The organism is Hydrogenophaga pseudoflava (assembly GCF_031020795.1).
Classification (GTDB): domain Bacteria; phylum Pseudomonadota; class Gammaproteobacteria; order Burkholderiales; family Burkholderiaceae_C; genus Hydrogenophaga; species Hydrogenophaga pseudoflava_A.
On sequence record NZ_JAVHJP010000003.1, the window covers coordinates 265,689 to 275,461 of the forward strand.

Annotated in this window: 12 protein-coding genes; 5 read left to right on the forward strand and 7 right to left on the reverse strand. The window is 67.2% G+C overall.

All coding sequences use genetic code 11. The features are described from left to right. Nucleotides 1-6 precede the first annotated feature (6 nt). From RCO38_RS10835 to RCO38_RS10845, 3 genes are read left to right on the forward strand one after another with little or no spacing between them, the layout of a single operon-like run. Nucleotides 7-675 (forward strand): plastocyanin, encoded by a 669-nt coding sequence (locus RCO38_RS10835; protein WP_308328327.1) that lies wholly within the window; start codon nt 7-9, stop codon nt 673-675. A gap of 14 nt (nt 676-689) precedes the next feature. Then, nucleotides 690-1,262: a sigma-70 family RNA polymerase sigma factor gene (locus RCO38_RS10840; protein ID WP_308328328.1), complete on the forward strand. Its 573-nt coding sequence runs from the start codon at nt 690-692 to the stop codon at nt 1,260-1,262. Between the two features lie 8 nt (nt 1,263-1,270). Continuing rightward, the gene (locus RCO38_RS10845) at nt 1,271-2,050 is read left to right on the forward strand and encodes an anti-sigma factor (RefSeq protein WP_308328329.1); all 780 of its coding nucleotides are present in this window, start codon (nt 1,271-1,273) and stop codon (nt 2,048-2,050) included. Here RCO38_RS10845 and queF read toward each other — a convergent pair whose 3' ends face one another. The 4 genes from queF to RCO38_RS10865 are packed head-to-tail and all read right to left on the reverse strand — an operon-like array spanning nt 2,051 to nt 5,379. Beyond that, entirely contained in the window at nt 2,051-2,893 is an 843-nt protein-coding gene (gene queF, locus RCO38_RS10850) for an NADPH-dependent 7-cyano-7-deazaguanine reductase QueF (protein ID WP_308328330.1), read from the reverse strand. Then, nucleotides 2,890-3,774 carry a 2OG-Fe(II) oxygenase gene (locus tag RCO38_RS10855; RefSeq protein ID WP_308328331.1) on the reverse strand — a complete coding sequence of 295 codons (885 nt, stop codon included), beginning with the start codon at nt 3,772-3,774 and terminating at the stop codon, nt 2,890-2,892. Before RCO38_RS10855 ends, queF begins: the two co-directional genes overlap by 4 nt. A 21-nt stretch (nt 3,775-3,795) precedes the next feature. Then, a complete protein-coding gene (gene yaaA, locus RCO38_RS10860) occupies nt 3,796-4,572 on the reverse strand; it encodes a peroxide stress protein YaaA (RefSeq protein ID WP_308328332.1) in 777 nt (258 codons plus the stop codon). 6 nt (nt 4,573-4,578) lie between these two features. Continuing rightward, complete coding sequence (locus RCO38_RS10865) at nt 4,579-5,379, reverse strand: CsgG/HfaB family protein (RefSeq protein ID WP_308328333.1); 801 nt, start codon at nt 5,377-5,379, stop codon at nt 4,579-4,581. An 80-nt stretch (nt 5,380-5,459) separates the two neighbouring features. Between RCO38_RS10865 and RCO38_RS10870 the strand changes: the two genes are divergently transcribed. Beyond that, complete coding sequence (locus RCO38_RS10870; protein ID WP_308328334.1) at nt 5,460-6,152, forward strand: pseudouridine synthase; 693 nt, start codon at nt 5,460-5,462, stop codon at nt 6,150-6,152. Between the two features lie 3 nt (nt 6,153-6,155). Here the strand turns inward: RCO38_RS10870 and RCO38_RS10875 are convergent, their stop codons facing one another. The 3 genes from RCO38_RS10875 to RCO38_RS10885 form a co-directional block, all read right to left on the reverse strand. Further along, complete coding sequence (locus tag RCO38_RS10875) at nt 6,156-6,746, reverse strand: DUF3501 family protein (protein WP_308328335.1); 591 nt, start codon at nt 6,744-6,746, stop codon at nt 6,156-6,158. 10 nt (nt 6,747-6,756) lie between these two features. Beyond that, complete coding sequence (locus RCO38_RS10880) at nt 6,757-8,106, reverse strand: (Fe-S)-binding protein (protein ID WP_308328336.1); 1,350 nt, start codon at nt 8,104-8,106, stop codon at nt 6,757-6,759. 180 nt (nt 8,107-8,286) lie between these two features. After that, nucleotides 8,287-8,709: a rubrerythrin family protein gene (locus RCO38_RS10885; protein ID WP_066158576.1), complete on the reverse strand. Its 423-nt coding sequence runs from the start codon at nt 8,707-8,709 to the stop codon at nt 8,287-8,289. Nucleotides 8,710-8,999: 290 nt separating this feature from the next. On the opposite strand from RCO38_RS10885, the gene RCO38_RS10890 reads away from it, so the two are divergent. Then, on the forward strand, nt 9,000-9,602 hold the full coding sequence (locus RCO38_RS10890) for a VOC family protein (RefSeq protein WP_308328337.1): 603 nt from the start codon (nt 9,000-9,002) through the stop codon (nt 9,600-9,602). The last annotated feature ends 171 nt before the right edge of the window (nt 9,603-9,773 follow it).

Genomic DNA, 9,773 nt, shown 5'->3' on the forward strand with positions numbered 1-9,773 from the left:
GATCCCATGCGGCTCGCCCCCGTTCTGGCCACCTGCCTGCTCGCAGGCCTTTCTGCGGCACAGGCCGCCACCGTGCAGGTCACCGTGCTCGCCCGGGACGGCAAGCCCTTGCCCGATGCGGTGGTCGTTCTCGAGCCGGCCGGCGGCCAGCCGGTGCCGGCGGCACAGCCGGTCAGCCAGACGGTGACGCAGGAGAAGATGCAGTTCGACCCGGTGCTCAGCCTGGTGCCGGTCGGCTCGAAGATCCGCTTTTCCAACCTCGACCGCTGGGACCACCACGTCAAGGGCGGCACGCCCAGCCTGCTGGCCACGGGCACCACCGCCTTCGAATTCCGCCTGGCGGGCCGCGCGCAAGGCCAGACCCCGCCCAGCAGCGAGGTGACGATGGAGAAGGCCGGTCCGATCCAGCTCGGCTGCCACCTGCACGGCTCCATGCGCGGCTTCGTCTACGTGGCGCCCACACCCTGGGCTGCCAAGACCTCGGCCGACGGCACCGCCACCCTGCCCCAGGTGCCCGAGGGCGCGATGCAGCTGCGGATCTGGCACCCGGACCAGCTGGTTGACCAGGCCAGCGTCGCGCTGCAGGTGCAGCCGGTCACCACGGTGAACGTGCCCACCCTGGTGCAGCCGCGCAAGCCGCGCCGGGTCCAGTTCGACTCCGGCAGCACCTACTGAGGTCCGCGCACCACATGATGGACACCGACCAGACCCTGATGGCGCTGCTCGACCGCGTGGCGCAGCGCGAGGAGGCCGCGCTCAAGTCGCTCTACGACCTCACCAGCGGCAAGCTCTACGGCCTGGCGCTGCGGGTGCTGGAGCGCCACGAGTGGGCCGAGGACGCGCTGCAAGAAACCTTTCTGCAGATCTGGCGCAGCGCGCCCGACTACCGCGCCTCGCTGAGCCCGCCCATGGCCTGGATGGGCCTGATCGTGCGCAGCCGCGCGCTGGACCTGCTGCGCCGGCGCAAGGCCGAGCGCGAGCACCTGAGCGACGACATCGACGACGACGGCATGGCCGACCGGCTCGAAGGCGACACCCCCGACCCGCTGCACACCAGCCTGGCCAGCCAGCAGGCCTGGGCACTGCACCAGTGCCTGACGCGGCTGGAGAACAAGCAGCGTGAGGTGGTCAGCCTGGCCTACCTGCGCGACCTCAGCCACGGCGAGCTGGCCGAACAGCTGAAGCTGCCGCTGGGCACCGTCAAGACCTGGATCCGGCGCGGGCTGGACCAGCTGCGCATCTGCATGGCGCGGTTCGCCTGAGGAACGCCATGGACATCCACCGACACCCCGAGCTGCTGGACCGCCTCGCGGCGGCGTACGCCGTCGGCACCCTGCGCGGCGGCGCGCGGCGCCGCTTTGAGACCCTGGCGCGCGAGCGCGCCCCGGTGCGCGCGGCCGCACTGGTGTGGCAAAGCCGCGTGGCCAGCATGACCGAGCTGGAGCCCGCGGTGACGCCCTCGCCCGTGGTGTGGACGCGCATCCACAACCTGATCGAGGCCGAACGCGAGCAGGCGGCCATGGCCGCGGCCCGCGCGGAACCGGCGCCACCAACGCCCACCGGCTGGTGGCGCAGCCTGGCGCTCTGGCGCGGTGCGGCCGGTGCCGGCGCAGTCGCCACCGTGCTGGCGGTGGTCACCACCGTGGGCCTGCGCGACCGGCTGGGGGCGCAGATCGACGAGCTGCAGGCCAGGCTGAGCAGCCAGCCGCAGATCGAGTACGTGGCCGTGCTCAACGACGAACAGGCCAGCGCCTCGATGCTGGTGACTTTCGACCCGAAGAACCGCAAGCTGACGCTGCAACGCGTGGGCGGCTACCAGGAGGCGTCCGACAAGTCGCTGCAACTCTGGGCCCTGCCGCCAGGCAGCAAGCCGCGTTCGCTGGGTGTGTTGAGCCAGGAGAAGCTGCTGCAGCTCGCGGCGGGTGAAGGCGATGTGCGGGAGGTGCCCGCGCTGGCGGTGAGTCTGGAGCCGAAGGGCGGCGTGCCCAGCGAAACCGGTCCGACCGGACCGGTGCTGTTCAAGGGTGCGCTGATCCAGAAGATGCTGTGATCACTGCCGCGCGGTGCGCGTGTTCGGCGGCGGCAGCTGCGGGTGGCTGCTGCGCCAGGGGTTGATGTCCAGCCCGCCGCGGCGCGTGTAACGCGCATAGACCATCAGCTTGGCCGGTTTGCAGCGGGCCATGATGTCCATGTAGATGCGCTCGACGCACTGCTCGTGGAATTCATTGTGATTGCGCAGGCTCACGATGTACTGCAGCAGTCCGGCCTGGTCGATCTGCGGGCCGCTGTAGCGGACCTGCACGCTGCCCCAGTCGGGCTGGCCGGTCACCGGGCAGTTGCTGCGCAGCAGGTCGCTGACCAGCACCTCGTCCACCGGTTTCTCGTCGAGCGCGGCGGTCAGCAGCTGCGGCGCGGGCTGGTAGGTGTCGCACTCGACATCGAGGCGGTCGATCGAGACGCCTTCGAGCTCCTTCACCGGCTCGCATTCGAACAGCTCGGGCAGCAGCAGCCGCACACCGGCCGAGGACTTGACCGCCTCGCCACCCCAGATGGCGCGGCTGATGTCGTCGCGGATGCGGTCGCGCACCGCGTCCGCACTGCCCATGCGCGTGTTGTTGAAGCTGTTGAGGTAGAGCTTGAGCGACTTGCTCTCGACAATGTGGGTGCTCTCGCAGGGAATCGTGATGTGGGCAATGGCCACCTGCGGCTTGCCCTTCGGGTTCAGCCAGCTCAGTTCGAACGCGGTCCAGAGGTCCGCGCCCAGGAAGGGCACGCTGCCGGTGATGCCGATTTCGGCGCGCTTGGGCTCGCGCGGCAGCGGGAACAGCAGGGACGGGTCGTACTGGTCGACGTAGTCGGTGGTCTTGCCCAGGGGAGATTGGTCTGGCGTCATTCGAATACCCGTTCGCGCATCCATTTGGTCGCCACCCATTTTTCACCTTCGAGCACCGGCGCGCCGCCGTGCAGGGTCAGGGTGCCGGGGTGCGGCCGGTTGTAGGAGAAAAACACCGCATTGCCGCGCACCGGCGCCACCTCCAGACCGATGTCCGGAAAGGTCGTGCCGCCGCCGCGCGCCGGTTCGTTGAGGTACATGACCACGGTGCCGACGCGCTGGCCGCCGCGCTTGAGGATGGTCGGCGTGCCCGGCTCGGCCGGGTCGAAGTAGTCGTAGTGCGGCTTGTATTCCGCACCCACCTTGTAGTTGAGCACCTGGATGCCTTCGCCGTTCTCGACCGGCCAGTTCACCAGCCGCGCGATGCGCGCCTCGATGCGCCGGACCAGATCGCTCTCACCGCGGTTGAAGAACATGCCATTGCTGGTGCGGTCGGGGTTGAGTTCCTCGCCGCCGGTGGCGGTCTGCACGGTGAGCGAGCGCGCCAGCCGCGGCCGGGAGGCCTCGATCAGGCCGTCGCACTCTTCGTGGCTGAGCAGACCGCCGAGCACCACCACCCGCGGCTGTGTCACCGAGATGATCACCTCGACCATGCGGTCGCCCGCGTCCAGCTGGCGCGGCGAGCCGGCCAACGCGATCTCCGGCACACGTACCGTCGCCATCTCGCGCGACGAGGGGGCTTGCGCGGGCGCGGGCGCGGCGCTGCGGCCGGCACCCAGCTTCTGCAGGTGCTCGCGCAGGGTCTGCTCCAGCGCGGCCTCGGCCACGTCCGCTTGCCAGCCGGCCTTGACCATGGCCTCGAGCACCGCTTCGGGCATGCAGCCCGCCGTGGACTGCTCGATGATCCACTGGCGCAGTTCGGGGGTGACGGTCTGGGTCATGGTCGTCTCCTCTCTCGGCGGTCAGGCGCCCTTGTCGCGCCGGAACACGAAACGGTCGGGCTCGCTGGCGGCCGCCGCGAAGCGGTAGCCCTCCAGATCGAAGCCCTTGAGCTGTTCGGGTGTGGACGCCCGGTGCTGCAGCGCATAGCGCACCATCAGGCCGCGCGCGCGCTTGGCGAAGAAGCTCACGATCTTGTGGTTCGCGCCCTTCTTCTCTTCGAACACGCAGTTCACCACGCGGGGTTGCAGCACCTTGAGGTCCACCGCCTTGAAGTACTCCTCGCTCGCGAGGTTGACCACCACCGGGCTCTTGTCGGCGCGGGCGCGGCGGTTCAGGTACTCGGCAATCTGGCTGCCCCAGAAGCGGTAAAGGTTGGAGCCCTGGTCGGTCTTGAGCCGCGTGCCCATTTCCAGCCGGTAGGGCTGCATGCGGTCCAGCGGGCGCAGCACGCCGTACAGGCCGCTCAGGATGCACAGGTGCTGCTGCAGCCAGTCCAGCTCGTCTTCGTTCAGCGTTTTCGCATCCAGCCCGCCGTAAACGTCGCCGTCGAAGGCCAGCACGGCCTGCTTGGAGTTCTTGGCAGTGAATTTGGGCGACCAGGCCTGGTAGCGCGCCGCGTTCAGTCCCGCGAGCTGGTCCGACAGGTCCATCAGCTCGGCCACCTGCTGCGGCGACTTCTCGCGCAGCACGGCGATCAGCTCGCTCGCCTGTTCCACGAACAGCGGCTGCGTGAAGGTCTTGACGTGGGCCGGCGTCTCGTAGTCGAGCGCCTTGGCGGGGGAAATGACAAACAGCATGGTGGCTCAGCCGGACTTCTTCTTGGTGGGCACGGGTTCGGGCAGCGCCTTCTCGACCAGACGCTGCACCTCGTCGACCAGGTGGTTGTGTGCGTCCAGGAAGGCCGCTGCGATCACCTTGGCCTCGTTGGTGTTGCTCCAGCCCAGGCCGCCCGCGCCACCGGCCTTGCCGATGACCAGACCGCCAATGCCCAGATCGGTGCTGCGCGCGGCGCCGGTGGCGGCCGAGAGCTGCTCGGTGGTCTCGTTGTCGGTCAGCAGCAGCACGACCTGGGCTTCCTTGAGCTTGACGTTTTCGGCCGCGCCGGCGATCACGTTCAACCCCGGAATCTGCGCCAGGATGCCGCCGATCTGACGGCCCGCGTCCTGTTCGGAGAAGGTCAGGCTGGGCACCAGGGTGTACTGCGCGACGATGCCGCGGCCCTTCTTGACCGTGGTGTCGTCCTGGCGCAGCACGCCGGACTCCTTGAGGTCCTGTTCCTTGACAGTCGCGTTCAGGCCCGAGTGGCGGTCAACGATGCGGAAGCACCCACTCTGCTGCATGAGCACCCGCACCAGCGGCAGCGGCGAATCGGGCAGACCACCCCGGCCGATGCCGACATACCCATTGGGGTTTTCCATCAGCGCCACCACCGCCACCGGCGCCCCGCAGGTCCTGAGCTCGGTGGCGGCGTTGCTGGCGCCGTCCGGGCCGGCCGAACCCTTGACGACGGAGCCGCCCTCTCCCAGCTCCACCCCCTGCTTGCCACAGGCGGCCAGCAGCAGCGAAACAGCAAGCGCAGCGAGGGTCGGGACGCGTCGGAGCATGGTGTTTCAGGGGGAAGAAAACAGGAAAAAGCGAGTGTACCCGTGGCATCCGAAGCATTCAGTCGCCGGACAATCGGCCCATGCTGCGCATCCTGCACCGCGACGACCACCTGATCGCCATCGACAAACCCCCGGGCCTCCTGGTGCACCGCACCGGGCTGGACGCGGGCGAGACGCGCTTTGCGGTGCAGCTGCTGCGCGACCAGATCGGCCAGCCGGTCTGGCCGGTGCACCGGCTCGACAAGGGCACCAGCGGCGTGCTGCTGTTCGCGCTGGACGCAGGCACCGCAAGCCAGCTTGGCCGCTCCTTTGAATCGGGCCAGGGCCTGCAGAAAACCTACCACGCCATCGTGCGCGGCTGGCCCACCGACGCCGGCCTGATTGACCATCCGCTCAAGCGCATGCCCGACGACATGCGGACCGAACGCGAAGAGGTGCAGGATGCGCAGACGCGGTTTGCGACGCTGGAGCGCTGCGAGTTGCCGATCTCGCAAGGCGGCTTCCAGGCCACACGCTGCGCCCTGGTCGAGCTGCAACCGCTCACCGGCCGCCGCCACCAGCTGCGGCGCCACATGAAACACATCGCCCACCCGATCATCGGCGACGCGACGCACGGCAAGGGGCCGCTGAACCGGGCGGTGGCCGGGTATCTGGGGATGCAGCGCCTGTGGCTGCATGCGAGCGTGCTGTTGGTGACCCACCCCGTCAGCGGTGCGGTGCTGGCGCTGACGGCGGAGCGTGATCCGGACTGGTTGCGCTGGCGCCCGGCCTGACGCCTACTTCAGATCCCCCGCCAGGCTCGCCAGCGTCTCCAGCGGAATCTGCACGTGCGCCGGGTAGTGCGTGTGGTCGCAGCCGAGCTTGACGGCCGCACCGGCCTTGATGGCGGCGCGCATGGCGGGCGTGAACTCGAAGCGCACGAAGTGCACCGCGCTGGTCTTCTGTTCGTTCTCGCGGTCCAGGTCTTCGTCGGCGATGGCGTAGACGCGGTCGTAGCCCTCGACCTCGACGAACATGCGGTCTTCCACGCCGATCAGGCGCGCCAGCTCTCTCTTGCGCTCGTTGATGTCGATGTACTCGATCATCATCGTCGCCTTCCAGTTCGTGCCGTCGGGCACCAGGGGCGCGTAGGCCTCGATCTCCTGCTGGATGCCCTCTTCCTCGAAGATCTTCTCGATGCGCAGCATCTCCTGGATCTGGTAGCGGATCGTGGTCTCGCTCTCGAACTGCAGGTTCAGGTGCTCGCCCAGCTGCACGCTGCGCAGCTTGCGGTGCGCGATGACCTCGGGCTTGTGGAGCTTGCGCCACTTGCTGTAGGCCTCCAGGCTCATCAGGTTGTCGGCGGTGATGTGTCCGGTCAGTTGCATGGTGTCGTCCTCACTTCAGACCATAGGCGCGGGCCACGAGCGACAGCGGGTGTTGCAGCTCGGGCGCCCCGTGACCGTTCACTTCAAAACCCTGCGCGATGTGGTGGCCGCCCAGCGGGCAGTCGGAGCTGATGTAGTCGGGCTTGCCGCCATCCTTCATGGTGGCCATGGCCTTGAACACCGGCTTGCCGATCTTCATGGCCTGCTGGTGCGTGCCTTTCTTGACGCCGAAGGTGCCGGCGTGGCCCGAGCATCTCTCGATGGTGTTGACCGTGGTGTCCGGGATCATCTTGAGCATCTCTTCGGTCTTCTTGCCGATGTTCTGCACCCGGCCATGGCAGGGAATCTGGTAGCTGATATTGCCCAGCTTCTGGGGGAACTCGGTTTTCAGCAGGCCGTCGCGCTTGCGCGCCATCAGGTACTCGAACGGGTCCCACATGTGTTCCTTCACCAGCTGGGTGTCGGCGTCGTCGGGGAACATGAGCGGGATCTCCTGCTTGAACATGAGTGCGCAGCTGGGCACGGCGGCGAGGATGGCAAACCCGTCGCGCGCGTACTTCGCCAGCACCGGGATGTTGGCCTCCTTGCTGGCCCGCACCGAGTCCAGGTCGCCCAGCTCCAGCTTGGGCATGCCGCAGCACTTTTCCTTCTCGACGATGGTGTACGGGATGTCGTTGTGGTCGAGGATCTTGAGCAGGTCCAGGCCGATGCCGGGCTCGTTGTAGTTGATGTAGCAGGTGGAGAAGATCGCCACCTTGCCCGGTGTCTTCTCGCCGTCGACCACCTTGGCGGCCTTGGCGTCGGGCGCGGCCCAGCGGAAGCGTTGGGTCGCGAGCTCTGGCAGCCAGGCGTTCTTGTCCACGCCCATCACGTTTTCCATCACGCCGCGGGCGAACTTCGTCCGGTTCACCGCGTTCACCGTCTGGACCACGATGGGAATGCCGGCGAACTGGCCGTGCACGTCGGTGGAGGCCAGCAGCTTCTCGCTGGTCTTGACCTCACCCTTCTTGAACTTGATCGCCTTGGCCCGCAGCATGGTGTGCGGGAAGTCCAGGTTCCACTCGTGCGGCGGCGTGTACGGGCACTTGGTCATGTAGCAGAGGTCGCACATGTAGCACTGGTCCACCACCTTCCAGTAGTCGGCCTTTTGCACGCCGTCGACCTCGCCGCTCGGGCCCTCGTCCACCAGATCGAACAGGGTCGGGAACGATCCGCACAGGCTCACGCAACGGCGGCAGCCGTGGCAGATGTCGAAGATGCGCTCCAGCTCGTGGAAGCACTTCTCTTCGTCGTAGAAGTCGGGGTTCTTCCAGTCCAGTGGATGGCGCGTCGGCGCCTGCAGGTTGCCTTCGGTGGCCATGTCTCTTGTCCTCGTCTGTGCGGGTTGGCTCGTGGGTTTTTGAAAGCGCTCGGCACACGCTGAACACTTTCAAAAACGGCGTCCGGAGCGAAGTTCCAGAACGCCGCGGAACCGGCTCCGCCGGGCCGCCAGCGTTGCCCCCTTGAGGGGGTCGCGCGCAGCGCGGCGGGGGTGGGTCAATCAATCCACCAGCTCGTTGAGGGCTTTCTGATAGCGGTTGGCGTGCGAGCGCTCGGCCTTGGCCAGGGTTTCGAACCAGTCGGCGATTTCGTCAAAACCTTCTTCGCGCGCGGTCTTGGCCATGCCCGGGTACATGTCGGTGTACTCGTGGGTTTCGCCCGCGACGGCGGAGGCCAGGTTCTGGCGGGTGCTGCCGATCGGCAGGCCGGTGGCCGGGTCGCCCGACTGCTCCAGGAACTCCAGGTGGCCGTGGGCGTGGCCGGTCTCGCCTTCGGCCGTGGATCGGAACAGGGCCGCCACATCGTTCTGGCCTTCCACGTCGGCCTTGTTTGCGAAGTACAGGTAGCGGCGGTTGGCCTGGGATTCGCCGGCGAAGGCGTCCTTCAGGCACTGCTCGGTTTTCGAGCCTTTCAATGCGGCCATGGGTATCTCCTTGTCTCGTGGGTTGATGAAGCGCCCAGTCCGCCCGCCCCGCGGCGGGGAGGTCTGCGACAGGCGGACCGTACGCCGTCGCCCACGGCCCGTCAAATTGCCGCAGGCTATGTGACGGATTGTTCGAAGCTATACAGGGGGTGCAGTTGATAACCACTCTCAACTTGGTCGACACCCCTCAGGAAAACCCTCACACTGACCCGGTGTCGGATGGCCGATAAGATTTCGTTTTGTTAAACGCATTCAACATTGCGGAACCACATCACACATCAGGAGACAGCATGAACGCCAACCTGCCCCCACCCGCCGCGGTCCAGCAGCTGCACCACTACGCCTACCGGGCGCGCGATGCCGAAGAGACGCGGCACTTCTACGAAGACATCCTGGGCCTGCCGCTGTACCACATCATCCAGAGCGACTACGTGCCCAGCACGGGCGAGTACTGCCCGTACACGCACTTCTTCTTCCGCCTACAGGACGGCTCGTTCATCGCCTTCTTCGACCTGGGGGACGACGTGGCGGCCGAGCCGTCGCCGAACACGCCGAAGTGGGTGAACCACATCAGCTTCCGGGTGAACACGGTGCAGGAACTGGAGAACACCAAGGCCCGCCTGCAGGCGCACGGGATCGAGGTGCTGGGCGTCACCGATCACCACATCTTCAAGAGCATTTATTTCTTCGATCCGAACGGCATCCGGCTGGAGCTGACGGCGCAGTTGGCGGACGAGTTCGAGATGCTGCAGGAGAGCAAGACGGCGCATGCGCGGCTGGCGGAGTGGAATGCGCGCAAGGAGCAGTGGCGCAAGGAGCGGGCTTCGGGTCAGTCTTCGGCGCCTTTGAAGCCGCAGACGAACGATCGCCCGGAGTTTGTGCCTCCCGCTTGAGTTCCGCTTGGTCGGTGCTGGCGTTGGCGTGGTTCCGTGTGGCGAGGGCTGGGGTGACCGGCTCCGCTCATGTCCCCCGCCAGCGGCTTCGCCGCTGGCTCCTCCTTTACTTCGCTGCGCCGGTCACCCCAGCCCTCACCACACTCGTTGGCACGCCAACAGTCGAGCACC

Coding starts and splice junctions, on each gene's coding strand:
- RCO38_RS10890 (WP_308328337.1), top strand. CDS start 9,000: ATGAACGCCAACCTGCCCCCACCCGCCGCGGTCCAGCAGCTGCACCAC.
- yaaA (WP_308328332.1), bottom strand. CDS start 4,572: ATGCTGTTTGTCATTTCCCCCGCCAAGGCGCTCGACTACGAGACGCCG.
- RCO38_RS10835 (WP_308328327.1), top strand. CDS start 7: ATGCGGCTCGCCCCCGTTCTGGCCACCTGCCTGCTCGCAGGCCTTTCT.
- RCO38_RS10875 (WP_308328335.1), bottom strand. CDS start 6,746: ATGCAACTGACCGGACACATCACCGCCGACAACCTGATGAGCCTGGAG.
- RCO38_RS10845 (WP_308328329.1), top strand. CDS start 1,271: ATGGACATCCACCGACACCCCGAGCTGCTGGACCGCCTCGCGGCGGCG.
- RCO38_RS10855 (WP_308328331.1), bottom strand. CDS start 3,774: ATGACCCAGACCGTCACCCCCGAACTGCGCCAGTGGATCATCGAGCAG.
- RCO38_RS10885 (WP_066158576.1), bottom strand. CDS start 8,709: ATGGCCGCATTGAAAGGCTCGAAAACCGAGCAGTGCCTGAAGGACGCC.
- RCO38_RS10865 (WP_308328333.1), bottom strand. CDS start 5,379: ATGCTCCGACGCGTCCCGACCCTCGCTGCGCTTGCTGTTTCGCTGCTG.
- RCO38_RS10870 (WP_308328334.1), top strand. CDS start 5,460: ATGCTGCGCATCCTGCACCGCGACGACCACCTGATCGCCATCGACAAA.
- queF (WP_308328330.1), bottom strand. CDS start 2,893: ATGACGCCAGACCAATCTCCCCTGGGCAAGACCACCGACTACGTCGAC.
- RCO38_RS10840 (WP_308328328.1), top strand. CDS start 690: ATGATGGACACCGACCAGACCCTGATGGCGCTGCTCGACCGCGTGGCG.
- RCO38_RS10880 (WP_308328336.1), bottom strand. CDS start 8,106: ATGGCCACCGAAGGCAACCTGCAGGCGCCGACGCGCCATCCACTGGAC.